The following is a 25,407-nucleotide window of genomic DNA, read 5'->3' on the forward strand; positions in this document are numbered from 1 at the left end:
TCATGTACGGACTAGATAACACGAGCGGTATCAACGTCATGCCCACAGTCTCCCCTAAGGTTAGCGCCACCCCCTTATGGTTTACCGAAGGCGGTGCCGGACAAGCTCCGAGCTATCCGGGGCAAGACTGGTTTAATATGTTTCAGGCCGAGCTTTTAAACGTACTTGCTGATGCGGGTATTGCCCCAATTAAAACTGACCTGACTCAGTTATCAAAAGCCATCAAAAAACTTATTACCAATGAAAATGTAGGCTACCTTAAGGCCGCTGGATGTTTAGCAGAAATTAAAGCATTAGGCGCGGCGTCAGTCGCGACAACGCTTTCAAATATCGGGGCGTTACCGGCAAATGGCACCGCTGTTTCTGCAATAAAGCTGGCTAATGCGCGAACGATAGCGGGTAAGTCATTTGATGGAACAGCGAACATCACTATTGCCGCTGGGGACGTGGGAGCATTGCCGAGCAACGGAACCGCAGCAGCAGCGACAAAACTGGCCACACCACGCACTATTGCGGGTAAATCGTTTGATGGGACAGCGAATATATCAATTGGTGCTGATGATGTTGGCGCACTACCCATCGCTGGCGGAACACTGACTGGGCCGTTAGCAATCAACGGCACACATAGTGAGCCGTTGGGGCCAGGCGGATACAGAAGTTGTCTCTTGACCCCGGCAAATGGCGGCATCACAAACCCAGGCGGCGCAGGTATTGGATTGCATTCAAGCGGAGTAATTTACTTTTGGAATGACAATTCAGGTTACGCTGCAGATTTGAGTCCAACGTTAATGTCATTCAGACGGCCAATATCATCAACAGGCGCAATAACGCCCGGTGACTATTCAAATTTTGACGCCAGATATTCTAAATTTGGTGCAGGTCAGGCATGGACAGATGTCCTGTCAGGTCGTGTGTCAGGGGCGTGGTACACAAACAATACCGGTAAGCCGATCATGATATCGGTTACTACGGACTATGGGCCAAATTCAGCATTAAATTGTCAGACTGGCTCTGCTGGCACGATTGCTTATCCACGCGGTGGGGGTTCTGAGTACATACAGCACAATGCGACATTTATCGTTGTGCCGGGCGATACATACCGTGTCACTGCTGCTGGAACCATTGGGATTTGGAAGGAATTGAGATAATGAAATACTACAAAGACCAGAAAAATGAAGTGTACGCGTATGAAGATGATTGCGTAGATGAGTTTATTAAAAAGGGGTTGTCATCAATCACAGAAGAAGAAGCCATGCTGATGACTAATCCCCCGCCGACTCCGGAAGAACTTATTTTATTGGCACAGCAAAAAAAGGCAGAACTTATTGCATATGCATCAGAGGTTATTGATCCGATGCGTGATGCAAAAGACGGCGGTTATATTGATGATGAAGATATTCCGCGTTTAGCCGAATGGCAAAAATATCGTTATGAGCTGACTAAAGTCGATGTATCGACTGCCCCTGATATCGAGTGGCCAGCAATTCCTCAGGACATAATCCGCGCCACGTAATTTGATAAAATGCACTGTGTATGGGTGTTTACCAAATTACGTGAAACACTTTTTCATTTTACGCGACGCGCTACACTGGGGTAAAAGTGAGAAGGTTTGGATGAAACAATTATCAAACCAATAAGATTTCCTAATTTAACCTTTTATTGGTTTCAAGAGGTTTTATTGCCGTGCTTTGTTGTTTCATAATCTGCCAATAAAAACTAACCACATGAAATACAAATGAATTAAACTTAATTCGCCGAGCAAAAAAATAATCATTTTGCGATAACCATCACATTGTAATAGCTAAGAAATGTGAAGGCTATCAATGTGAAAAGTCAATTAGAGACGATTATTGTTATGCTTGAATTACTGGATTGTCTGTTAACTCCGTATACTGACGACAACCAGAAACAATGGAGCTGGGCAAGGGGCACGATAAAGTTCAGATAAAGGGAATTCACCATTGCACTGGCATATGAATAACTTGTGTCTTTTGAACCTCAAAAGGTGTTGGGTATGGAAAAGAAAAAAATTTATCTGTTTTGCTCTGCTGGTATGTCTACCTCGCTACTGGTTTCCAAAATGAAAGTGCAAGCAGAGAAGTATGAAGTGCCAGTGACTATCAATGCTTACCCGGAAGCACTGGCCGCGCAGCATGGCACTGAAGCAGATGTGATCCTATTAGGGCCGCAAATAGCTTACATGCTGCCAGAAATCACCAAAATGTTCCCTAACAAACCTGTTGAAGTGATCGATTCTATCTTGTACGGCAAAGTTGATGGTCTAGGGGTATTAAAAGCTGCTGTTGCCGCAATAAAAAAAGCAAAACAATAAGGGGAGCACTGTGAGCGCATTTATTAATTCTCTGGAAAGGGCCATATTGCCCTTCGCCATTAAAATTGGCAAACAGCAACATATTAATGCCATCAAGAATGGGTTTATTCGGCTGATGCCGTTAACCCTGACAGGTGCCATGTTTGTTCTTATTAATAACGTTTTCTTAAGTTTTGGTGAAGGGTCGTTCTTCTTCTCGATGGGTATTCGTCTGGATGCAGATACCATCACCACGCTCAATGGTTTTAAAGCGATCGGCGGTAACGTTTATAACGGTACCCTCGGGATCATGTCGTTAATGACGCCATTCTTTATCAGTATGGCCTTGGCTGAAGAGAAAAGAGTCGATCCTCTGGCTTCGGCATTGCTGGCGATTGCTGCCTTTATGACCGTAACCCCATACAGTGTTGGCGATGCCTATGCGGTGGGTGCTAATTGGTTAGGGGGGGCGAATATTATCTCCGGTATTATTATCGGCTTGGTGGTAGCAGAAGTTTTCGCCTTTATCGTGCGCCGTAACTGGGTTATCCGCTTACCTGATAGTGTGCCGACATCAGTCTCTCGCTCTTTCTCTGCATTGATTCCTGGTTTTATTATTCTGTCCATTATGGGTGTGATTTCCTATGCCCTTGCATTGCACGGAACTAACTTCCACCAGATCATTATGGACACCATCTCCGCTCCATTGTCTAAAATGGGCAGTGTTGTAGGTTGGGTGTATGTGATGTGTTCCTCACTGTTGTGGTTCTTCGGGATACACGGGGCGATGGCGTTATCTGCGCTGGAAAGTGGCATTATGATGCCATTTGCGCTAGAAAACGTGGCAACCTATACCCAATATGGCTCGGTTGCGGCGGCATTGGCTGCTGGCAAAGAATTCCACATGTGGGCTAAACCTTTTGTTGACTCCTATATATTCCTTGGCGGAACAGGGGCAACACTTGGGCTGGTTATTGCTATCTTTATTGGTTCCCGTCGTGAAGATTATCGCCAAGTGGCAAAACTGGGCGCGCCGGCAAGTATTTTCCAGATTAACGAACCGATTCTGTTTGGCTTACCGGTTATTATGAACCCGCTGTTCTTCATTCCATTTATTCTGGTTCAGCCGGTATTAGCCATTATTACTTCCATTGCCTATTACACCGGTTTAATTCCGCCAATTACCAATATTGCGCCGTGGACGATGCCAGTCGGGTTGGGAGCTTTCTTTAACACCAACGGCAGTATTGCTGCGATGTTATTAAGTTTGTTCAACCTTGGCATCGCAACACTGATTTATCTGCCGTTTGTGATTATTGCCAATAAAGCGCAAACCGAAATAGATCGTGAAGTTCAAAGCGAAGAAGAAATCGCTGACAGCTTGAAATTCTAATTGTAAAACCCATTTAGCGTATAAGGTTGGAGGCTGGAATGAAATATCAATTTCCCGAGGATTTTTGGTGGGGTAGTGCCACTTCTGCAACCCAATCTGAAGGGGCGTCATTGCAGGATGGCAAGAGCCAGAATATCTTTGATTATTGGTATGACATTGCACCAGAACGTTTTCATGGCCAAATTGGCCCGGAAAACACCTCCACCTTTTACGATAATTATCGGCAGGATATCTTGCTGTTAAAAGCATTGGGACATAACACTTTCAGGACATCGATTTCATGGTCGAGACTGATCCCAAATGGTGACGGTGAGGTTAATCCCAAAGCCGTCGCTTTTTATAACGCCGTGATTGATTCTTTACTGGCGAACGGTATTACGCCGTTTATCAACCTCTACCATTTTGATATGCCACTGTGCATGCAAGATAAAGGGGGCTGGGAAAGCCGCGCAGTGGTGGATGCTTATGCGCGCTATGCCAAAATCTGTTTTACCTTATTTGGTGACCGAGTAAAACACTGGTTTACCTTTAACGAACCGGTGGTGCCAGTTGAAGCGGGCTACCTGAACGACTTACATTATCCTTGCGTGGTAGATTTTGGCCGCGCGGTAACTGTGGCCTACCATAGTGTCCTGGCTCACGCCAAAGCGGTTGAAAAATATCGAGAACTTAAGCAGGGCGGTGATATTGGTATCATTTTGAACCTCACCCCGACCTATCCTCGCTCTGACAGCGCACCAGACCAGATTGCCGCCAATCGTGCTGATTTACTGCTTAACCGTAGCTTCCTCGATCCCGTCACTAAAGGTGTTTATCCTGATGAACTGATTGCGTTGCTGCGTGAGCACGACTTATTACCGCAGATTGAATCTGATGATTGCCAGCTTATTGCTAAGGGGGTCATCGATTTATTAGGTGTTAACTATTACCAGCCAAGACGGGTCAAAGCGAAAGATATTCCAACGCCTCAGGGGCCGGTGAAAACGCCGGAAGACTTGTTTAGTTTTTATGAGATGCCGGGGCGGAAAATTAACCCGCATCGTGGTTGGGAAATTTATGAAAAAGGGCTGTATGACATTCTGACAGACCTGAAACAAAATTATGGCAACATACCTTGCTATATCTCTGAGAATGGCATGGGTGTTGAGGGCGAAGAGCAATTTATCACCCCATCCGGTCAGGTTGATGATGAATATCGCATTGAGTTTATTCGCGAGCATCTAAAATGGTTGCATCAAGCATTGCAAGAGGGCAGTAATTGCAAAGGCTATCATCTGTGGACTTTTATTGATTGCTGGTCTTGGCTTAATGCTTATAAAAATCGTTATGGATTAGTGCGATTGAATATCGCAGATCAATCGCGAGTCATAAAGAAAAGTGGTTATTGGTTTGCGAATGTTGCAAGACAAAACGGCTTTAATTAACAGCTTTAATTTACGGAGTAGCAACAGTATGTTTGATTTAGATAAAATCGTTGATGATGTTCAACCTACTGATGAACTGGAAGATATAGTCATGGGGTTGATTATCAACGCAGGACAAGCCCGGAGTTTGGCCTATAAAGCGTTGAAGCATGCTAAAACAGGTGATTTTGCTCAAGCAGAAGAGTTAATGGCACAATCGCGCATGGCGCTGAATGAAGCACATTTGGTACAGACTCAGCTTATTGAAGCCGATCAAGGTGAGGGGAAAACCCGAGTCACGCTAGTATTGGTGCATGCTCAGGACCATTTAATGAACGCGATGTTAGCTCGTGAGTTAATTGCAGAGTTGATCGAATTACATCAAAAGGTAAGCTGAACCGCGCAAATATCTGCCCGTTTTTTCAAATAAGAGAGTGAAGGTAAATAAGATGGAAGTCAGATTAGTACGTGAAAAAGACTTTTTTAACGGAAAAGAGTTCCATCTATTTATTTATAACAAAACGGAGAGTGCGACAGGTCTACATCAGCATGACTATTATGAATACACTCTGATATTAACCGGCATGTGTTATCAGGAAATTAATGGTAAACGCGTCTTTTTAGAACGTGGCGATTTTGTTTTTATCCCCATGGGCTCCCATCATCAAAGTTTCTATGACTTTGGCGCGACGCGAATTCTAAATGTTGGGATCAGAAAATCTTTCTTTGAAGAACACTATTTTCATTTGCTCTCCAGACCTATCGTTGCCTCACAAGCTTATCGACTAAAAGGTGATTTTCTTTCTTATATTGAATCAGCGATTTCTGCGCCGCACTTTAGGGAAGACGAATTAACCGAGTTGGTTGAGCTGCTGACATTTTATGTCACTAATCGCATTAGCCATTATAAAGAGACTGAGGTCAATGACGATATTCCGCTGTGGCTAAAAACCAGTATTGACAAAATGCATGACAAATCGATGTTTGGTGAAAAAGCACTAGTGAATATGATTGAGCTTTCGGGCAAAACTCAAGAGTATCTGACTCGCGCGACTCGGCGTTATTACCAAAAAACGCCGATGCAGATTATTAATGAAATCAGAGTTAACTTTGCCAAAACCCAGCTTGAAATGACGAACTACTTAGTCTCAGATATTGCCTTTGAAGCCGGTTACAGTGATACCACGTTATTTATTAAAAACTTCAAAAAACTCACTTCTTTTACGCCAGGGAACTACCGTAAAAAATTCAACTGCGTTAGAGATGGGTTATCCGATTAGTTTCCGGCCAGATATCTGTTATTGAAATGGCCTTACAAGGTGCTCTCAATGGAAAAGCTACTTATTGTTAATGCTGATGATTTTGGTTTATGCAAAGGCCAAAGCTATGGGATTATTGAAGCATTTCGGCATGGTATTGTCTCATCAACCACCGCAATGATGAATTGTGCAGATATCTATCATGCAGCAGAACTGAGCAAGCAAAATCCTGCATTGCCAGTGGGCATGCATTTTGTGCTGACTTATGGTCGGCCCTTAACGGCTATGCCATCCTTGGTTGATGACCAAGGTGAGTTGGGCAAGTGGTTGTGGGCGCGGGCCGAGGCGGGCGAGTTGAATCTGGATGAAATCGCCCAAGAACTGACAGCTCAGTTTGATACGTTCGTCACTGTGTTTGGCCGTCCCCCTACTCATATTGACAGTCATCACCATGTCCATATGTTGCCGCAGATTTATCCGTTGATTGAATCTTTTGCTCACGAAAAATCACTGCCATTACGAATTGATCGCCAAGAGGCACAACAGCAGAACATTGTGCTCCACAAGCCCCGCAGCACAGAGTGGTTTGATGCCGGTTTTTATGGCGAGAATTTGACGGAACAGTCATTTCTGCAATTGTTAGATTATGCAGACCAAAATACAATTAACTCTGTTGAAGTGATGTGCCACCCAGCATTTATCGACAAAATCCTGATGACCAGTGGCTATTGTTATCCACGGTTGACCGAGTTGGATATTCTTACGTCACCAGCATTAAAACAAACTATTGCCGATCGTGGTTATCGTTTGGGATCGTATCTGGATTGTTAAATTCTAGTTTGTGCGGGGTTTTGTGTTGTATAAGTCGCCCAAAAATGAAAATCCCAGACTTTTAGTCAGGTTTTTTTGTTTGTGGAATGGGCGGCAGAAAAGTGCTGGTAACATTGCTTCTGCCATTCGCCTGTTTGGAAAGTCACAGGCGAACCAAGGCCCAAAGCGTGTGTGCACAAAGCAGGTCTGAGCCTACCAAGAAACGGTAGAATGGCTTATGAAAAACACTATTTATTTAAACAGTGATAGCGTTATTAACGCTGATTCTCTTTGTTATATCAAAACCCTGCTTAATAACTGCATTGACCTGATAGTAACTGACCCGCCTTAAGGACCGTTTGTATGTAATTCGTCAACGGTTTCACACCACCGCCACACCAGCCAAACCCTACAAACAAGAAAACCAACCCTAATGAATTGGTTTTCTTTGGGATATTTGGTCTGCATGAAAGGATTTGAACCTTTGATCCTCGACACCCCATGACGGCGTTCTATAGGCGAAAAAAAACCTCTGGGTTAGCAGAGGCTTTTTAATCTTCAAAGGAGCCGCGTATCTTTTGCGTATCCTTTTTGGTCCAAACTAGGTCAGCGCTTCGTCCGGTCATTTATCATAAGTTACTGGTTTATATGATACTGTCCGGTCACTGTCCTATCAAAAGTGGTGGAGCTGGGGGGATTTGAACCCCCGTCCGAAATTACTACGCCGTCGGCACTACATGCTTAGTCCAGTCATTACATTCGCCGGTTAGCTGCGGACGGACACGCCACTAACAAACTATCCTGATTGGGTTTAACGCTTTCACCCCAGGCAAGGTGTCCACGCGATCTCTTTTAGGTTTGACCTCTCTTGATCCCCGTCCTAAGAGCGGAGGCTAGGGAGAGAGGGAATCTTCAGTTTCTTAGGCTGATTAAGCTGCTAAAGCAGCAGATTCGTATTGCGAGTCGTTTGCAATTATTTTTTTTGCGGTTTTTTACGAGGCCTCCGCACCTCGGCATGCACCTTGGGTTTCGCGAATCCCGTCGAATCCAGAATCAGCCCCAAAGAACTTCGCTAGTATAACAGAACTATGTCCTGCTAAGCCAGTCACTTAACGATTTGCGTGCTTCATGATGCGCGCTTTGTCTAACTTCCACTCACGATCTTTGATATCATCGCGTTTATCGTGATCTTTCTTACCTTTAGCGACACCGATTTTAACTTTAACCCAAGCGTTTTTCCAATATACGGAAAGGGCAACAACGGTAAAACCGTCGCGATTAACTTTACCTATCAGTGAGTCCAGCTCGCGTTTGTTTAGTAGCAGTTTACGGGTACGCATTGGTTCGCAGACAACATGCGTCGATGCCACGTTTAACGGCGTAATGGTGGCACCAAACAAAAATGCCTCACCGTTTCTAAAGGTTACGTAGCTATCACTAATGTTGGCTTTGCCAGCACGCAGAGATTTTACTTCCCAACCTTGCAGTGAAAGACCTGCCTCGAACTCTTCTTCAATGAAGTATTCATGGCGGGCGCGTTTATTTTGCGCAATGGTTGCGGAACCGGGTTTGTATGCTTTTTTCTTTGTCATAGTATTGATCATTATACTGTATGCGGAGGCGAATGAAATCCTTTCCCGCAGGATGCCTATGCATTTTGTCTCATTTGTTGTGAAGAATGCCTAGCAGATTTTTTGTCTGGCGGTGGATAAATGGTATTATCAGCGCGTTTTATGTCTCACAGGAAATGTTATGCCACAAATTAGCCGCTCTGCGTTGGTTCCATTTAGCGTAGAACAGATGTATCAACTGGTTAATGATGTTCACTCTTATCCAGAATTTTTACCTGGTTGTACTGGAAGCCGGGTCCTTGATGCTACTGAAAATGAAATGACGGCTGCTGTCGATGTTGCTAAGGCCGGAATAAGTAAAACTTTCACGACACGTAATACATTAACTGATAACCAGAGTATTGATATGCAACTGGTGGATGGACCGTTTCGTAAGTTAATGGGGGGATGGTATTTTACGCCACTGAGTGCAGATGCCTGTAAAGTTGAATTACACCTTGATTTTGAGTTCACCAATAAGTTGATTGAACTGGCTTTTGGTAAAATATTCAAGGAGTTAGCTGGCAATATGGTGCAAGCATTCACCCAGAGGGCTAAAGAGGTTTACAGTGTCTGATCTTCGCGTTGAGGTGGTTTATGCCTTACCCGAACGCCAATATTTGCGGGTTGTTTCCCTTAAAGGAGGAAGCACCGTAGAGGAAGCTATCAGAGCTTCAGGTCTGCTTGAATTACGACCAGATATTGATCTAACAAAAAATAAAGTGGGTGTTTATAGTCGCCCGATTAAGCTTGGCGATAAGCTTAATGATGGTGATAGGGTTGAGATATATCGCCCATTAATTGCAGATCCTAAAGAATTGCGCCGGCAGCGTGCTGAACAAGCAAAAAAATAAGGCACAATCTGCGCCTTATTTTTTGTTGCAGCCCCAGACTGCCATTGAAGAAGAATATGAACTATTGTGTGGCTGCGTAAGTATTAATAGGCAGTGTACCCAAACTCTAATCAGTAATCCTTTCCTCAACCTGTTCTGCAATCGTCGGTTAAATCAATTTCCTACTAACGTTGGTTCATTTTTGATATCAGTTAGTACACCACTGCTATCAAAGGTCAACGTTAATGTTTGTTGTGTAACTTTTTCGTGGCCAGGTTGTTGACGGAATACATAGAACCACGTTTTAGTTCCAAACGGATCCTGCAACATTGGGGTGCCTAAGGTATATGCCACTTGTTGCTGGGTCATACCCTTATGAATTTTGGACGCATCATTAGGTGATAAATAGTTACCCTGATTAATATCAGGCCGGTAGACCACCTTCTCCAGCGTTGAACAACCCGCAGTAAGCATTGCAAGCATCACAGCGGCGGCAGTCAGCATTTTACAGCGCATAGTAATCACATTCCTTTAGGGCGTAGGATGACGATGATAATAGACCTTGCAGCAGTTGGGAACCTTTACAGGGCACCTGTATGACCTCTAGAAAGGAAAAAAGTTAATCTTTTCTACGCTGCGAGTAATTCTTTTGCATTTGCCAAGGTGTTTTTCGTCACTTCACTACCACCCAGAAGGCGCGCCAACTCTTGCAAGCGGGCTTTTTTATCTAACCGATGCATATGGGTTTCGGTTTCAGTGCCATCAGTTTGTTTACTCACAAAGAAATGTTGATGGCCACAACCTGCAACTTGAGGTAGATGAGTCACACACATCACCTGAGTTGATTCGCCTAACTGGCGCAATAGGCGGCCCACTATGGCGGCGGTTGGCCCACTAATACCTACATCGACTTCATCAAAGATTAGTGCGGGGGTATCCATTTTACGCGCTGTAATGACCTGAATAGCCAATGCGATGCGCGAAAGTTCACCACCTGAAGCAACCTTAGCCAGTGGTTGCAGCGGTTGACCTGGGTTAGTGGTGACACCGAATTCAATTCGAGTAGCACCTTCCGCACTCAGGTGCTCCGGTTCAAACTGGGTTTCAATAGCGAATTTGCCGTGCGGCATAGATAGTTCGCGCATGCTTTCAGTGATCAGCCCGGCCAATTCGTCAGCATAATACTGGCGCTCTTCATGTAAGCGTTTGGCGATAGCCAATGCATGCTGATAGTGAGTATTGACTACATGGCTGAGTTGTTCGTGATCATTTTCTTGTTGTGATAGTTGTTCTTGCTCATCGAGCAATTGCTGATGAAATTGCGGTAGCTCTTCTGGTGCAACATGGTGTTTGCGGGCCAGATTTAATTGGCGAGATAACCGCTGCTCCAGTTCATACAGACGATTCGGATCCATATCAAATTTTTCGGCATAGTGGCGTAATTCATCACTGGCTTCACTGATTTGGATAGAGGCCTCCTCCAGCATATTCAACAGATTATTAAATTGCTCATCCATTCCTGCTAGTTCTGTTAACTGATTCTTGGCTGAGTAAAGTTGGCTGAGGATATTATTCTGTTCGTCATCTGACAGTAACTGCAATGTTTGTTGACTGAGTGACAACAGCTGTCCACTGTTTGCCAGGCGTTTATATTCGATATCAATTTGTTCATATTCCCCAGCTTGTGGGGCAAATGAGTTCAGTTCTTTTAACTGATAGTGTAATAGCTCGTGACGAGCATTACGTTCCAGCGATTGTTGTTGATGCAGTGCCAACGCGCGGCAGCTTTGATGCCAAAGTTGATAAGCTGCTTTCATTTCTGCCAACAGGGTAGACTGGCCTGCGTAGGCATCCAATAATTGCTTTTGATGGTCAGATTTTAGCAACAATTGATGAGCATGCTGGCCGTGAATTTGGATCAAATGTTGGCCCAGTTCCCTCAATTGGGACAAAGGTACTGCTGTTCCGTTAATGAATCCCCTTGAGCGGCCATCAGTGCCAATAGCTCGGCGTAGCAAGCATTCATTACTGTCATCAAGGTGGTTGTTTTCCAACCACTGACGGGCTGATGGAGTATCTGCTAGTGAGAAACGAGCACAAATATCTGCACGAGTTGCCCCTAAACGTACCATGCTGCCGTCTGAACGGCTGCCAAGGCACAGCCCTAATGCATCTATGGCTATGGATTTACCAGCCCCAGTTTCACCAGTAATTGCTGTCATTCCGGGCTGAAAATCAATCTCTAACTCACGTACAATTGCAAAATTACTGATGGTTAACTGGGCCAGCATGGTAAATCTCCTGTACATAAACACATGGCTGTATTTGAATACAGTATAGACTGGTTTTATATACAGTAAAGGCCCTGAGGCACTTTTCAGAATAATTTTTTTGACCAACCCAACTTTGTACTTAACGTATTGAAATAGCTGTAGTCCTTAGGGTGAATAAGATTGAGGTGGAAATCACTGCGCCGGATTAAAACTTCTTCAGCCTCCTGAATTGGCAGTGCTATCTGACTGTCACAACTAATTTCCAGGTCACTGGTGATTTGGGAAAACTTAAGGCGAATGGTGCTGCTACTATTAATGACGAGTGGTCGAGCTGTTAGGGTGTGTGGGAACATGGGAACCAAGACGATGGCATCCAGTGTTGGTGTCAATATTGGGCCACCCGCAGAAAGTGAATAAGCGGTTGAACCAGTAGGAGTGGCGATGATCAGGCCATCAGAGCGTTGGGAAAATGCGAAGCGATCATCAATATACACTTCGAATTCGATCATATGGGCTACTTTGCCGGGGTGCAAAACCACCTCATTGATTGCGGTACTGATACGGCTTTGCTGATCTGTTCGTGTGACTTGTGCTTCCAGCAAGAAACGTTGTTCATTGATGTATTCGCCTTCCAGTACATCGGAAAGTTGTTGCAGCGCATTATCAGGGTCTAAATCAGTCAAAAAGCCCAGATTGCCTCGGTTGACGCCGATCACTTTGATATCATAACGGGCAAGTACCCGAGCGGCGCCCAGCATATTGCCATCACCGCCGACCACGACAGCTAAATCAGCTGTTTGGCCAATATCAGCCAAACTACCCGTAACGGCGTCGGTTAAATTGAGATCGTTAGCAATCTGTTGTTCAACCATAACGTCATACCCTTTGGTGTTTAACCATCGGTAGAGCATTTCATGGGTGGCAAGTGCGGCCGGGTGGCGTGGGTGACCGACAATACCAATACATTTGAATCTTTTATTATTCATTGCCGTGATTTTCCTCACTGGGGTGTCTTTTACCCCAGATTATGACCGGTTCCCTTGAATCCCCGGTTTTGATCCCCATAATAAGCCAAGTAGCGAGATTAATGCTAAAACGCGGAGATATCCATGAGTAGTAAAGAACAGAAAGCACCAAACGAGCAAGTCTCGGAAGAAATGGAAAATGCAGCAGAGCAGCAAGTGGAAGCGACACAAGAGACGGGTGAAGGTATAGAACCGCGTGTTGCCGAGCTTGAAGTGCAGTTGGCTGCGGCCTTACAACGTGAGCGCGAAAGCTTGCTACGCGCTAAGGCTGAAGTTGAGAATATCCGCCGTCGTACCGAACAGGATGTTGAAAAAGCGCATAAATTTGCGTTGGAAAAATTCTCATCAGAATTATTGCCTGTGATCGACAATCTAGAACGCGCGCTGGATACTGCCGACAAAACCAATGCGGAATTGACTGCGATGATAGAAGGCGTCGAGCTGACCCTAAAATCATTGCTCGATGCCGTAGGTAAATATGGTATTCAAGTTGTCAGCGAGACAAATGTACCGTTTAACCCTGAAGTTCATCAGGCAATGACGATGCTTGAATCTGCTGATCACGAGCCAAACCACGTCATGATGGTGATGCAGAAAGGCTATACGCTGAATGGCCGTTTGTTACGCCCGGCGATGGTCGCGGTATCTAAAGCAAAAGATTAAAGGTGTCCTGATAGGTAAAAGGCACCTTGATGGGTGCCTTTTTTATTTTCTCTTTAGCCAATGACGTATTATTCTGCCGTTGGCAGCTTAGGTTGCCAATCAATTGGTTGCTGACCATGCTGCTGCAATAGTTGGTTAGCGTGTGAAAAGTGTTTACAGCCAAGAAAGCCGCGATGTGCGGAGAGTGGTGATGGGTGTGGAGCTTTCAAAATAAAATGGCGCTGGGTATCAATGATTCGGCCCTTTTTCTGCGCATGTGCTCCCCACAGCATAAAAATTACACCATCACGATGTTCATTCAGCGCTGCAATAACTTTATCGGTAAAGGTTTCCCAGCCGAGGTTGGCGTGAGAGTGTGCATTACCCGCTTCGACTGTCAGCACAGTATTGAGTAGCAATACACCTTGCTCAGCCCAACTTTGTAAAAAACCATGGTTGGGGCGCTGGAAGCCGGGAATGTCAGTGGCCAGCTCTTTGTAGATGTTGACCAAAGAGGGCGGTGCGGGTACGCCGGGCAAGACGGAAAATGATAATCCATGAGCCTGATTAGGGCCGTGGTATGGGTCTTGGCCCAAAATAACGACTTTGACCTGATCCAATTCAGTCAGACGAAAGGCATTAAAGACATCTTTTTGTGGCGGGTAGATGGTTTTGCCAGCACTGCGTTCTGCTGCTACATAGGCCAGCGTATCTTTAAAGTAAGGTTGCTCTTTTTCGTGGCCGATCACATCGTGCCAGCTAAGGGAGGCGGACATAATCACTCTCCTTGGTTTCTCTAATATATTGATATGCGCTAGCTTACCGGTTCAAACCTGTGAGTGAAACTGTTAAACCAGAGTCTGTGATGTGATGATGTTTTTTTGACCTTTGTATGCAAAAAATGTTGAAATTTTACAAAAATAATTGCTGTGAGTCAGATTGATAAAATTGATATAAAACATAAATTTGCCAGTGACGCGATTGCTGTGGAGGTTAAAAGATTGATTTATGTCAAAGAAACCCAGCTGCCTGACTGGTATATAGAACAATAAGACAACAATGGTTTTACCAAATAACCAAGATAGTTTTTCCCCCTTGGAATTTATAGCCGTATTACGGAGGCCCCAAATGATTACTGGTATTCAAATTACTAAAGCTAACAATGAAGCCTTGCTGAACTCTTTCTGGCTGTTAGATGATGAAAAATCTGAATTGCGCTGTGTTTGCGCTAAAGCTGGTTACGCAGAAGACCAAATCGTTCCGGCCAGTGAGTTAGGCCAGATCGAATATCGTGAAGTTCCGCTGGAAGTGCAGCCAACTGTACGTGTTGAAGGTGGTCAGCATTTGAACGTAAACGTTCTGCGCCGCGAAACACTGGAAGATGCCGTCAAACATCCAGAGAAATATCCTCAGTTGACGATTCGTGTATCCGGCTATGCCGTACGTTTCAACGCACTGACACCAGAACAACAGCGTGATGTGATTACGCGTACTTTCACTGAAAGTCTGTAATTCTTGTCATAGTAATTAATTTTCAAAACGTTAAATTTGAAAATGTTAAGGGAGCCTCTTCGGCTCCCTTTTTTTGTTCCTGTGATTTATTCGTCGGGAAGTCAGACGGTGATCACCATCTTTAGCTTATATAAATATTATCAAATCTATTTAATAACTCATCCGATGTATCGATAGATAAAGCTATTGGGCCTGACTCAATAGCAACAACCCGAAAGTTTTGCTGCCGCGATCATAGCCGGGCGCGAGATCCAGGTGTTGATCCTGAGGTGTGCAATAAGCAGGGGCGACATTGCAACAGCATTTAGCGATGACACCGCTGAATATCCAACGCGTCGAAATACAACAAAAATATCAGCAATTGAATGCCTGGCTTCGAGGTAAAAAACTTGCAGCGGTTTATCAGCAATAGTGTTCAATTTGTTAGTTTTGGGCTGAAATACTTTACTGAGAAATGTAGTTCTGAGGATTTTATCTAGTTGATAAAAAATAAAAAAGCCGCTGTTGATAAGCGGCTTTTTTGTCAGAGTGTTGAGTTAACTCTTAGTCTCTGGCTTGTCTTTTGGCTTACGGCGCTTACCCACATTTTTAGCGTCGCGATGACGAACTTTAACCTTCGCTTTCTCTTTGCCCGCCTCTTTTAGCTCTTTACGCTTCGCTAAAACTTTTTTAGACGGTTTGCCCGTGCTTTTTTCGCTCGGAGCCCTGCTGGTTGGCCGCAGTTCATCAATCACACGTGGCTTCAGTGGCTCTTTCAGATAACGGCCAATTCTACCCAGCAATAAGTGGTCATGTGCTTCAACCAGTGAAATAGCGACACCTTTGCGCCCTGCACGGCCAGTACGACCAATGCGGTGAAGATAGACGTCAGCAGTAAGTGGCAGATCGAAGTTGAATACATGGCTGATATCGTCAATATCCAAGCCGCGTGAAGCAATATCAGTAGCCACCAGAACATTAACCCGGCCATCACTTAGACGGATAACGGCTTCAGTGCGCTTGGCCTGTACCATTTCGCCCTCAAGGAACCAGGCGTTAATCCCTGCTTCACGTAACCAACTGACCAACTGATGCACTTTTTCACGGGTACGCACGAAAATAATGGATTTCTGCACTTCCGGTTGCTTAAGCAAATGCACCAGCAAGGCCGTTTTGTGTTCAATATCGTCAGCACGGTAATACCATTGCTGAATTTTTTTACGTTCACGGCGTGATGGGTCGGCTTCCAGCTCTACCGGCTCAGTCAGGATACGCTCTGCAAATTCACGAATAGCTTCCCCTTCCAGTGTGGCTGAGAAGAGTAAGGTTTGCTTGCGCCAGCGGGTTTCTGCCGAGATCGTTTCAATATCTTGAGCGAAGCCCATATCGAGCATACGGTCAGCTTCGTCCAGAATCAGGGTTTCTACTGCCCGACAGTCAAAGTTTTCTTCTTTGATGTATTGCAGCAAGCGGCCCGTTGTCGCCACTACAATATCCTGATTCTCACTAAAGACTTCCGCGTGGTTCATATAAGCCACACCACCGGTAATCGTCGCGATATCCAGTTGAGTATGCTTAGCCAGTTCACGGGCTTGATCCGCAACCTGCATGGCTAACTCACGGGTTGGCGTCAGGATCAGAATTCGTGGTGGGCCAGATTTTTTGCGTGGGAAATCCAGCAAATGCTGCAAGGCGGGCAGCAAAAAGGCGGCAGTTTTGCCCGTACCTGTGGGCGCCGAACCCAATACATCACGCCCATCCATAGCGGGGGGGATAGCCGCAGCTTGAATGGCAGTCGGGCGCTCATAGCCTTTGTCGCGCAATGCGTCAATTAGGCGTTCATCGAGATCGAGTTCGGAAAAAGTGGTTACAGTCATGGTCTTCCTCTACTTGGGGCGCCGATTATAGACGGGTTAGCCGAATTCTTCACCTGTTTAAGCGGTAATGATGTCTTTTCCCTTCAATCATATTGTCCTATGCTACGCCAGTTGTAGATTTTGATGACTAATGTGGGCGAGCAATTGAAAAAAAAACTGGCGTTGCGTAGTGGTGGTTTCACGTTTAAACAATTCTTTGTGGCACATGATCGCTGCGCGATGAAAGTGGGCACAGATGGTGTCCTACTGGGTGCTTGGGCACCGGTAGAAAAAGCGCGCAAAGTGCTGGATATTGGCTGCGGCAGCGGACTTATTGCTTTGATGATAGCCCAGCGCTCGGCATCTGAGGTCATGATTGACGGTGTAGAGCTGGAATCTGAGGCGGCACAGCAAGCCATCAGTAACGCGGCGCAATCGCCGTGGGCGGATCGGGTTCGTATTTATGAGCAAGATGTACACCAGTTTGCTGAAAACCATCTTCATCAATATGACCTGATTGTCAGTAATCCACCTTATTTTGCTCCAGCAGTTGCTTGTCGCGATGAAGCTAGAGATACCGCACGTTACACCGGATCCTTAACTCACGATGCTTTGTTAAATTGCGCTGAGAAGCTTATCACAGAGGAGGGGCTATTTTGTGTGGTTTTGCCCCACGATTTAGGTGTCGAGCTCAGCCGTCTTGCAGTACAACAAAATTGGTTTATCCGTTGCCAAGTTGATATCAGAGATCGTCCCGGTAAACCATTACATCGCATGTTGCTGATGTTATCACTTCAATCCGGCGAAACTGAATTCCAGCAATTGGATTTGCGTCAATCGGAAGGTGTGTATTCACCGGAGTTTTGCGCGTTAATCAGTGAGTTTTATCTAAACTATTAGCAAGTTGCCAAAACCGTGGAAATGGTGCTGGAGGGCGCGATATTTTATATTCGCAAAAAATATTGCGCCCTTAAATGTATTACGGATGGAGAATAGTGGGTTTTGGATTGTCAATTTGATCAGGATAATCAAGAGTATAGTGCAATCCTCGGCTCTCTTTTCGCTCCATGGCGCAACGCACAATTAACTCGGCAACTTGCACCAGATTGCGTAATTCCAGCAAGTTATTCGAGATACGGAAATTGGCATAATATTCATCAATTTCCTGCTGCAATGTATTAATCCGGCGCAGGGCACGTTCTAAGCGTTTGGTCGTCCGAACAATGCCGACGTAGTCCCACATAAATAAGCGTAATTCATGCCAGTTATGTTGAATGACAACGCGTTCATCGGAGTTATCAACACGACTTTCATCCCAATCAGGTAAATGCGGGGCCAGCTTAGCTGTCGGCAGACGCAAAAGAATATCCTCAGCAGCTGACCAACCATAGACAAGGCATTCTAGTAATGAATTGGATGCCATACGGTTAGCGCCATGTAAGCCGGTATAACTGACTTCGCCAATCGCGTATAACCCATCCAAATCCGTGCGCCCGTGTTGATCGACCATCACACCGCCGCAGGTATAATGTGCGGCTGGGACGATTGGAATGGCTTCTTTGGTTAGATCGATCCCCAAAGACAGCAGTTTTTCGTAAATCATCGGGAAATGTTGCATGACGAAATCAGTGGGTTTATGGCTGATATCGAGGTACATACAATCAGCACCAAGGCGTTTCATTTCGTGGTCAATGGCGCGCGCGACGATATCGCGTGGTGCGAGTTCGCCTCGTGCGTCAAAATCGAGCATGAAACGGCTACCATCAGGGCGTTTAAGGTAAGCGCCCTCACCGCGCAAGGCTTCGGTCAGTAAAAAGTTGCGAGCTTGCGGGTGGAACAGGCAAGTAGGATGGAATTGGTTAAATTCCAGATTAGCGACCCGACAACCGGCACGCCATGCCATGGCAATTCCATCACCAGAGGAAATATCTGGATTGGTAGTGTACTGATAAACTTTAGCGGCACCGCCTGTTGCTAACACAACGGCCTTGGCCCGAAAAGTTTCAACTTTCTCTAGCTCGCGGTTCCAGATATAAGCGCCAACGACGCGTTTCGTCCCCGCCAGACCAATTTTATTGGACGTGATAAGATCGACTGCATTGCAGCGCTCTTTGACTAAAATATTCGGATGGGTGCTTGCTTTGCCTACCAGGGTGGTCTCTACTTCTTTGCCTGTAGCATCCGCGGTATGTAATATACGCCGATGGCTGTGGCCGCCCTCACGGGTAAGGTGATAACGTTCTTCGCCGCTGGCATTGGTCTCGGTATCAAAAAGGACACCTTGATCAATCAGCCATTGCACACAAGAACGTGCATTGCTGGCGATAAACTCGACAGCTTCTTTGTCGCAAAGCCCCGCGCCAGCAATTAGAGTGTCATCAACGTGTGAACTGATGCTGTCAGTTTCATCAAAAACGGCAGCAATACCTCCCTGAGCATAAAAAGTGGCGCCTTCATTAAGTGGCCCTTTGCTCAGAACAGTGACTTTACAATGTGGTGCAAGACGCAAAGCCAATGACAAACCGGCAGCGCCACTCCCGATGATCAATACATCGCTAACGTGTTCAGATGATGATGGCATATCGTATGATGTGTGCAGAAGAAGAGTGAAATTCATGTTAGCCTATCTGCCAGAGCAAAAGCTATGGCTATAAGATGTCTAAAGAATATTCAGACAAATAATCTGGCATCATGGAACTTTGCAAACTTTATAAACTCCAAGCGTGTGCTTGCTCAGGAAAATAAATATATGGCTGGCAGTACTCTTTTTAGCGTGGGGATAGATTTCGGGAGAGTTCACCTCGGATGAGCGAGCAGTTAACGGATCAAATGCTGGTTGAACGGGTCCAGAAAGGTGATCAGCAATCGTTCAATTTACTGGTAATTCGATACCAGCATAAGGTTGCGAGCCTCGTATCCCGCTATGTACCTCAGGGTGATGTTCCTGATGTAGTTCAAGAATCTTTTATTAAGGCCTATCGCGCCCTAGAGTCGTTCCGTGGCGACAGTGCCTTTTATACTTGGCTTTACCGTATCGCTGTTAATACAGCAAAAAACTATTTAGTCGCTCAGGGGCGGCGCCCACCATCCAGTGATGTAGATGCAAATGATGCTGAAAATTACGAAAATGCGGGTGCATTGAAAGAAATATCGAACCCTGAGAACTTAATGTTGTCTGAAGAATTGAGGCAGATAGTTTTTAAAACCATAGAGTCACTTCCTGAAGATCTCCGGATGGCGATTACACTCAGGGAGTTAGATGGTCTAAGCTATGAAGAGATAGCCGTCATTATGGACTGTCCGGTAGGTACTGTTCGTTCCCGTATCTTCCGTGCCAGAGAGGCTATCGATAATAAAGTTCAGCCGCTGATTCAGCGATAAGCGGACACACAAAGGGTATTTGCATGCAGAAAGAAAAGCTTTCCGCTCTGATGGACGGAGAAACTCTTGATAGTGAGCTGATGGGTTCTTTATCGAAAGATAAAGCATTACAGCAAAGCTGGCAGAGCTATCATTTAATCCGTGATACCCTGCGGGGGGACGTTGGTGAAGTCTTGCATCTGGATATCGCCAGTCGTGTCGCAGAGGCGCTCAAAAATGAGCCAGCTCGTTTTGTTCCTATTGCTGTACCTGAATCTCAGCCGCAACCACATGTTTGGCAAAAAATGCCTTTCTGGCAAAAAGTTCGCCCATGGGCCAGCCAAATTACCCAAGTTGGGGTTGCTGCGTGTGTTTCTCTCGCCGTTATTGTTGGCGTTCAGCAATATAACCAACCAGCATCTGGTAATTTACAGCCAGAAGCACCTGCTTTTAATACGTTACCGATGATGGGTAAAGCTTCACCGGTCAGTTTTGGTGTGCCTGCTGATGGTTCTTTTGGGACAACTCAACAGCATCAGGTTCAAGAGCAACGTCGTCGCGTGAATATGATGACGCAGTTGCAAGATTTTGAATTACAACGCCGTTTACCACAAACTGAGTTGTCGCAGGTGCCTTCAGCATCAACACAAGCCGCTATTCAGGTCCCTGGAACTCAGTCCTTAGGAATGCAGCAGCAGTAATGAAGCAATTTTGGTTTTCCGTCTGTTTAATGGCGGGCAGCCTGTTCATGCCAGCAATTGCTTCGGCGGATACTGCGCCGATAGCAATGCTGCAGGGTATGAGCGCTGCCAGTCAATCGCTCAATTATGAGCTATCGTACATAAATGTTAACAAGCAAGGGATCGATTCTCTTCGCTATCGCCATGCCATCTTGGATAAAAAAACGTTAGCGCAATTGCTGCGTATGGATGGCCCTCGTACTGAGATCATACAACGTGGTGATGAAATAAGTTATTTCGAGCCAGGATTTGACTCTTTTACGTTGAGTGGTGAGCATATTGTTGATGCTTTGCCTTCTGTGGTATTCCCCGATTTTGAAAAACTATCAAAACATTATAACTATATTGCACTCGGTCGTGCTCGTGTAGCTGATAGACCATGCCAGGTTATCAGAGTAGTCGCCCGTGACAGTACGAGATACAGTTATATTATTTGGATGGATGAGACAACAAAACTTCCTATGCGGATAGATTTGTTAGATCGCGATGGTGAAACACTCGAGCAGTTCCGGGTGATTTCTTTTGCTGTCGGCGAGCCTATTCAGGAAATTCTGCGGGGAGTATTAAAACTATCCTTACCGCCATTGCTTGCTTTACCAGCAAAAACCAAGGTGGATTTTAGTTGGGTTCCGCGTTGGTTACCTGAGGGGGTGACTGAGGTTTCTCATAGTCGCCGTACATTACCTAATATGGATACGCCAACTGAATCACGACTCTATTCTGATGGTCTTTTTAGTTTTTCGGTGAATGTGAACCCAGCGGGTAAAGATGCGCTTTCCGAACAGTCACTGCGCCAAGGGCGTCGTACTGTCCATTCTGAAACTCGTAATAATGTAGAAATCACCGTAGTCGGTGAGTTACCTCCATCAACGGCAAAACGTATTGCCGATAGTGTGGTTTTGGAGTCGGCTAAATGATGAAAGAATGGGCAACAGTTATCTCATGGGAAAATGGGGTGGCACTTTTACGTTGCGAACCGCATTCGGGGTGTGGGAGCTGTAATGCACGTTCAGGATGTGGCAGTCATTTATTGAATGAATTAGGGCCAGAATCTGAACATCAATTAAAAATAGCGATTTCACAACCACTCGAACCTGGGCAAAAAGTTGAGGTTGGAATCAGTGAAGGTAGCTTATTGCGTTCTGCTGCTTTGGTTTATTTGACCCCATTAGTTGGTTTAATAATGGGGGGGGCTTTGTTTCAAAATTTATTTGTCACCGATGCTTTTACAGCGCTTGGTGCTATTTTAGGTGCGGGTTTAGGCTTTTTATTGGCTCGAGCTGTGGCTATTAATTTTGAAAGAAAAAGTGATTATCAACCTACTGTCTTGCAAATTGGTTTGCCGCCAGCAGTTATGCGTATTCAACAAGAGTAATTCTTCGCTACCTATTAGCCATAATAGGCGGGTATTCTGTTTTGTATCATATGCTCCAGTAAGGCAATAAAAAGATCAGCACTGATAACTGATGAATAATCTATCGAAAATAGTATATTACCTTTCGCATCAAATAATCTTATCTTGTCATGATGTGCTTCACGCAAGGTTTCGATGCGCAATATATCCTCAATATTAATTGTACCTTTTTTTGTCACTAATGAGTGTGCGCTGAGTGACAGGGGGATCGTATCCATCTGAATTCTTTTCATTTTACTGACATTAAATAGGAGTGATTTTGACCAAAAATCATTTCCTCGCACTATATCAAATACGATTGTTTTACCTCGCGATAATGCGTTTAAGCTTATTAATCCGACTTGCATAACTTGTTGATGAATTATCGTGTTTATGAGTGGATATGCATTAGTTATATTATTAAAAATAATATTCCAAGGTTTGTTTTTTGTTGTGCGGAATGCCATGGCATTAATTCTACCATTAGGATTTATTCCTGTGTGATATTTATAAATATTTTCTATTTTATTAAATGAGATAAAATAAACATTTCCATCACTATGATTAAAAACACGAATACCTTTTTCATAAAGAAAATAGGTAAATATGGGGCTTTCGTATAAACGCGAATAAATTAATAGACTTAATGATATACCGGCAATAGCAACGCATAGTATTGAAAGGATTGAAGGTGTTGAAAAGATAGATGTAGCCATTGATAAGCTAATTACTACAAAACTCAATCCTAATATAAATACTATTATGCCAATAGTTAATTTTGAGTTTTTATTTTTCAACTCATGGCGGCTAAGTATTTTTCCTTCGTCGATCATAATATACTCCATCCGGCCGCTGAGAAGATATTTCACTCGGTTATTATTGAATTACATTAATACTTTAGGCTCTTTATCAAGAGGGTAAATGAGCATTTTCCTAAAGTGTTTTGATGAAGATTTATGGAATAAGAAGGGGGATGAGTCGTTGAGTCAGGATGGCATCTTGACGATAACTGCCCATTGAGAGGTGCTGATACATTTTAACAGCATAAATGAGATAACAAGCTAAGTGTGATGCCTTTCACGAGGCTGACTTACAGTGTAAGATGCGTGCATATTTATGTGGGTAGTTTTGGGTTTGAGTCCATCGCTGTGTCCACCAATAATTAATTAAAGACAACGACTAGAGAAAAATTCATATAAATGAAGCACATAAGAAACTTTTCTATTATTGCCCATATTGACCACGGTAAATCGACACTGTCGGATCGTATTATTCAGATTTGTGGCGGTTTATCTGAGCGAGAAATGGCCGCTCAAGTGCTGGATTCTATGGATCTGGAGCGCGAGCGTGGCATTACCATCAAGGCACAAAGTGTGACACTTGATTACCACGCAAAAGATGGTCAAACCTATCAACTCAACTTTATCGATACTCCCGGTCACGTTGACTTCTCTTATGAAGTTTCCCGCTCGTTGGCGGCTTGTGAAGGGGCTTTATTGGTGGTTGATGCAGGGCAGGGCGTTGAAGCACAAACGCTGGCAAACTGCTATACGGCGATGGAAATGAATCTGGAAGTTGTTCCAGTTCTGAATAAAATCGACTTACCTGCGGCGGATCCAGAGCGTGTTGCTGAAGAGATTGAAGACATTGTCGGCATTGATGCGACTGATGCAGTGCGTTGCTCAGCAAAAACTGGCGTAGGTGTTCCTGATATTCTTGAGCGACTGGTGCGTGATATTCCGCCGCCTCAGGGCGATCCAGATGGCCCATTACAGGCACTGATTATTGACTCCTGGTTTGATAACTATCTGGGCGTCGTATCATTAATCCGTATCAAGAATGGTTCGTTGCGTAAAGGCGATAAAGTTAAAGTTATGAGTACCGGGCAGAGCTACAACGCTGAACGCTTGGGTATCTTTACACCAAAACGTGTTGATCGTGATGTACTAAACTGCGGTGAAGTAGGTTGGCTGGTCTGTGCGATAAAAGATATTTTGGGCGCACCGGTCGGCGATACACTGACATTGGCTCGTAACCCAGCTGAAAAATCATTACCTGGTTTTAAGAAAGTCAAACCACAGGTTTATGCGGGTCTGTTCCCGATTAGCTCCGATGACTATGAAGCTTTCCGTGATGCATTAGGCAAGCTGAGTCTTAATGACGCCTCTTTGTTCTATGAGCCAGAAAGTTCTACAGCACTGGGCTTTGGTTTCCGCTGTGGTTTCCTGGGCTTACTGCATATGGAAATCATTCAGGAACGTTTGGAGCGTGAGTACGATCTGGAGCTTATCACTACAGCACCAACGGTGGTGTATGAAGTGATTACAACGGCTCAGGAAACGGTTTATGTCGATAGCCCTTCCAAGCTGCCAGCCTTGAATAACATTGAGGAATTGCGCGAACCTATTGCTGAATGCCATATGCTGTTGCCACAGGAATACCTAGGTAACGTCATTACATTGTGTATTGAAAAACGCGGCATGCAGACCAACATGGTTTACCACGGCAATCAAGTGGCGCTGACATATGAAATTCCGATGGCTGAAGTGGTGCTCGATTTCTTTGACCGCCTGAAATCTACATCTCGTGGTTATGCATCATTAGATTACAATTTTAAACGTTTCCAGCCTTCCGACATGGTGCGTGTTGATGTATTAATCAACAATGAGCGAGTTGATGCGCTGGCGCTCATTACTCACCGTGACAATGCGCAGTACCGCGGCCGTGATCTGGTTGAGAAAATGAAGGAACTGATTCCACGTCAGCAATTTGATATTGCGATTCAGGCGGCTATCGGCAACCACATCATTGCTCGCTCGACGGTGAAACAGTTACGGAAAAACGTATTGGCGAAGTGTTATGGCGGCGATGTTAGTCGTAAGAAGAAACTTCTGCAGAAACAGAAAGATGGTAAAAAACGTATGAAGCAGGTCGGTAACGTTGAATTACCGCAAGAAGCTTTCCTGGCTATTCTGCATGTCGGAAAAGACAGTAAATAAGGAGTTTTG

Annotated in this window: 26 protein-coding genes, 1 other RNA gene and 2 pseudogenes; 20 read left to right on the plus strand and 9 right to left on the minus strand. The window is 44.9% G+C overall.

All coding sequences use genetic code 11. The annotated features are described in order from the left end of the window. Window positions 1-2 precede the first annotated feature (2 nt). The 9 genes and pseudogenes from OP863_RS04935 to OP863_RS04975 form a co-directional block, all read left to right on the plus strand. Entirely contained in the window at window positions 3-1,148 is a 1,146-nt protein-coding gene (locus tag OP863_RS04935; RefSeq protein ID WP_265525942.1) for a hypothetical protein, read from the plus strand. Beyond that, on the plus strand, window positions 1,148-1,513 hold the full coding sequence (locus OP863_RS04940) for a tail fiber assembly protein (protein WP_099529339.1): 366 nt from the start codon (window positions 1,148-1,150) through the stop codon (window positions 1,511-1,513). The genes OP863_RS04935 and OP863_RS04940 overlap by 1 nt, the downstream gene beginning before the upstream one ends. Window positions 1,514-2,014: 501 nt before the next feature. Beyond that, window positions 2,015-2,332 carry a PTS sugar transporter subunit IIB gene (locus OP863_RS04945; RefSeq protein ID WP_038635656.1) on the plus strand — a complete coding sequence of 106 codons (318 nt, stop codon included), beginning with the start codon at window positions 2,015-2,017 and terminating at the stop codon, window positions 2,330-2,332. A 10-nt stretch (window positions 2,333-2,342) separates the two neighbouring features. Continuing rightward, entirely contained in the window at window positions 2,343-3,704 is a 1,362-nt protein-coding gene (gene chbC, locus OP863_RS04950; RefSeq protein ID WP_038635653.1) for a PTS N,N'-diacetylchitobiose transporter subunit IIC, read from the plus strand. Window positions 3,705-3,742: 38 nt separating this feature from the next. Continuing rightward, the gene (locus OP863_RS04955; RefSeq protein ID WP_145591415.1) at window positions 3,743-5,128 is read left to right on the plus strand and encodes a glycoside hydrolase family 1 protein; all 1,386 of its coding nucleotides are present in this window, start codon (window positions 3,743-3,745) and stop codon (window positions 5,126-5,128) included. A gap of 28 nt (window positions 5,129-5,156) precedes the next feature. Next, a complete protein-coding gene (chbA, locus tag OP863_RS04960; protein ID WP_265525943.1) occupies window positions 5,157-5,504 on the plus strand; it encodes a PTS N,N'-diacetylchitobiose transporter subunit IIA in 348 nt (115 codons plus the stop codon). 52 nt (window positions 5,505-5,556) lie between these two features. Further along, complete coding sequence (chbR, locus tag OP863_RS04965; RefSeq protein WP_038635645.1) at window positions 5,557-6,387, plus strand: transcriptional regulator ChbR; 831 nt, start codon at window positions 5,557-5,559, stop codon at window positions 6,385-6,387. A 48-nt stretch (window positions 6,388-6,435) separates the two neighbouring features. Further along, window positions 6,436-7,197, plus strand: coding sequence for a chitin disaccharide deacetylase (gene chbG / locus OP863_RS04970; protein WP_265525944.1), 762 nt, complete (start codon window positions 6,436-6,438; stop codon window positions 7,195-7,197). Window positions 7,198-7,414: 217 nt separating this feature from the next. Continuing rightward, a pseudogene (locus OP863_RS04975) lies at window positions 7,415-7,525 on the plus strand (site-specific DNA-methyltransferase); the annotation flags it as partial. 331 nt (window positions 7,526-7,856) lie between these two features. On the opposite strand, the gene ssrA reads toward OP863_RS04975, so the two are convergent. Both ssrA and smpB read right to left on the minus strand, forming a co-directional pair. After that, window positions 7,857-8,237, minus strand: a transfer-messenger RNA (tmRNA) gene (ssrA, locus tag OP863_RS04980). 48 nt (window positions 8,238-8,285) lie between these two features. Further along, the gene (smpB, locus tag OP863_RS04985; RefSeq protein WP_005166313.1) at window positions 8,286-8,768 is read right to left on the minus strand and encodes an SsrA-binding protein SmpB; all 483 of its coding nucleotides are present in this window, start codon (window positions 8,766-8,768) and stop codon (window positions 8,286-8,288) included. 160 nt (window positions 8,769-8,928) lie between these two features. Between smpB and OP863_RS04990 the strand changes: the two genes are divergently transcribed. After that, window positions 8,929-9,363, plus strand: coding sequence for a type II toxin-antitoxin system RatA family toxin (locus tag OP863_RS04990; RefSeq protein WP_038635588.1), 435 nt, complete (start codon window positions 8,929-8,931; stop codon window positions 9,361-9,363). Continuing rightward, a complete protein-coding gene (locus OP863_RS04995) occupies window positions 9,356-9,640 on the plus strand; it encodes an RnfH family protein (protein WP_050291498.1) in 285 nt (94 codons plus the stop codon). The genes OP863_RS04990 and OP863_RS04995 overlap by 8 nt, the downstream gene beginning before the upstream one ends. 153 nt (window positions 9,641-9,793) lie before the next feature. On the opposite strand, the gene bamE is transcribed toward OP863_RS04995, so the two are convergent. From bamE to nadK, 3 genes are all read right to left on the minus strand, one after another. Beyond that, window positions 9,794-10,135: an outer membrane protein assembly factor BamE gene (gene bamE, locus OP863_RS05000; RefSeq protein ID WP_038635582.1), complete on the minus strand. Its 342-nt coding sequence runs from the start codon at window positions 10,133-10,135 to the stop codon at window positions 9,794-9,796. A 113-nt stretch (window positions 10,136-10,248) separates the two neighbouring features. Beyond that, window positions 10,249-11,910, minus strand: coding sequence for a DNA repair protein RecN (gene recN, locus OP863_RS05005; protein WP_265525945.1), 1,662 nt, complete (start codon window positions 11,908-11,910; stop codon window positions 10,249-10,251). Window positions 11,911-11,996: 86 nt separating this feature from the next. Continuing rightward, the gene (gene nadK, locus OP863_RS05010) at window positions 11,997-12,878 is read right to left on the minus strand and encodes an NAD(+) kinase (RefSeq protein WP_038635576.1); all 882 of its coding nucleotides are present in this window, start codon (window positions 12,876-12,878) and stop codon (window positions 11,997-11,999) included. Between the two features lie 123 nt (window positions 12,879-13,001). On the opposite strand from nadK, the gene grpE reads away from it, so the two are divergent. Continuing rightward, window positions 13,002-13,580, plus strand: coding sequence for a nucleotide exchange factor GrpE (gene grpE, locus OP863_RS05015; RefSeq protein WP_038635573.1), 579 nt, complete (start codon window positions 13,002-13,004; stop codon window positions 13,578-13,580). 68 nt (window positions 13,581-13,648) lie between these two features. Here grpE and ung read toward each other — a convergent pair whose 3' ends face one another. Beyond that, window positions 13,649-14,335 carry a uracil-DNA glycosylase gene (gene ung / locus OP863_RS05020; protein ID WP_038635570.1) on the minus strand — a complete coding sequence of 229 codons (687 nt, stop codon included), beginning with the start codon at window positions 14,333-14,335 and terminating at the stop codon, window positions 13,649-13,651. 352 nt (window positions 14,336-14,687) lie between these two features. Here ung and grcA point away from each other — a divergent pair, with 352 nt between their 5' ends. Beyond that, a complete protein-coding gene (gene grcA, locus OP863_RS05025) occupies window positions 14,688-15,071 on the plus strand; it encodes an autonomous glycyl radical cofactor GrcA (RefSeq protein WP_004390501.1) in 384 nt (127 codons plus the stop codon). 254 nt (window positions 15,072-15,325) lie between these two features. Then, a pseudogene (locus tag OP863_RS05030) lies at window positions 15,326-15,483 on the plus strand (phospholipase); the annotation flags it as partial. A gap of 124 nt (window positions 15,484-15,607) precedes the next feature. Here OP863_RS05030 and srmB read toward each other — a convergent pair. Beyond that, entirely contained in the window at window positions 15,608-16,927 is a 1,320-nt protein-coding gene (gene srmB, locus OP863_RS05035; protein ID WP_038635566.1) for an ATP-dependent RNA helicase SrmB, read from the minus strand. A gap of 132 nt (window positions 16,928-17,059) precedes the next feature. Between srmB and trmN the strand changes: the two genes are divergently transcribed. Further along, window positions 17,060-17,806, plus strand: coding sequence for a tRNA(1)(Val) (adenine(37)-N(6))-methyltransferase TrmN (trmN, locus tag OP863_RS05040; protein WP_265526231.1), 747 nt, complete (start codon window positions 17,060-17,062; stop codon window positions 17,804-17,806). A 79-nt stretch (window positions 17,807-17,885) separates the two neighbouring features. Here trmN and nadB read toward each other — a convergent pair whose 3' ends face one another. After that, a complete protein-coding gene (gene nadB, locus OP863_RS05045; RefSeq protein WP_186368236.1) occupies window positions 17,886-19,487 on the minus strand; it encodes an L-aspartate oxidase in 1,602 nt (533 codons plus the stop codon). Between the two features lie 224 nt (window positions 19,488-19,711). Between nadB and rpoE the strand changes: the two genes are divergently transcribed. Genes rpoE through rseC form a run of 4 tightly spaced genes read left to right on the plus strand, consistent with a single transcriptional unit; the run spans window position 19,712 to window position 22,381 of the window. Then, window positions 19,712-20,287: an RNA polymerase sigma factor RpoE gene (gene rpoE, locus OP863_RS05050; RefSeq protein WP_005159396.1), complete on the plus strand. Its 576-nt coding sequence runs from the start codon at window positions 19,712-19,714 to the stop codon at window positions 20,285-20,287. Between the two features lie 23 nt (window positions 20,288-20,310). Continuing rightward, the gene (gene rseA, locus OP863_RS05055) at window positions 20,311-20,967 is read left to right on the plus strand and encodes an anti-sigma-E factor RseA (protein WP_050115779.1); all 657 of its coding nucleotides are present in this window, start codon (window positions 20,311-20,313) and stop codon (window positions 20,965-20,967) included. Further along, a complete protein-coding gene (rseB, locus tag OP863_RS05060) occupies window positions 20,967-21,923 on the plus strand; it encodes a sigma-E factor regulatory protein RseB (RefSeq protein WP_038635557.1) in 957 nt (318 codons plus the stop codon). Before rseA ends, rseB begins: the two co-directional genes overlap by 1 nt. Further along, entirely contained in the window at window positions 21,920-22,381 is a 462-nt protein-coding gene (rseC, locus tag OP863_RS05065; protein ID WP_145589437.1) for a SoxR-reducing system protein RseC, read from the plus strand. Before rseB ends, rseC begins: the two co-directional genes overlap by 4 nt. A 14-nt stretch (window positions 22,382-22,395) precedes the next feature. Here rseC and OP863_RS05070 read toward each other — a convergent pair whose 3' ends face one another. Beyond that, on the minus strand, window positions 22,396-23,232 hold the full coding sequence (locus OP863_RS05070; RefSeq protein ID WP_265525946.1) for a hypothetical protein: 837 nt from the start codon (window positions 23,230-23,232) through the stop codon (window positions 22,396-22,398). 366 nt (window positions 23,233-23,598) lie between these two features. Here OP863_RS05070 and lepA point away from each other — a divergent pair, with 366 nt between their 5' ends. Continuing rightward, entirely contained in the window at window positions 23,599-25,398 is a 1,800-nt protein-coding gene (gene lepA, locus OP863_RS05075; protein WP_038635548.1) for a translation elongation factor 4, read from the plus strand. Window positions 25,399-25,407 lie beyond the last annotated feature (9 nt).

This window comes from Yersinia sp. SCPM-O-B-9106 (C-191) (assembly GCF_026183365.1).
GTDB lineage: Bacteria > Pseudomonadota > Gammaproteobacteria > Enterobacterales > Enterobacteriaceae > Yersinia > Yersinia rochesterensis.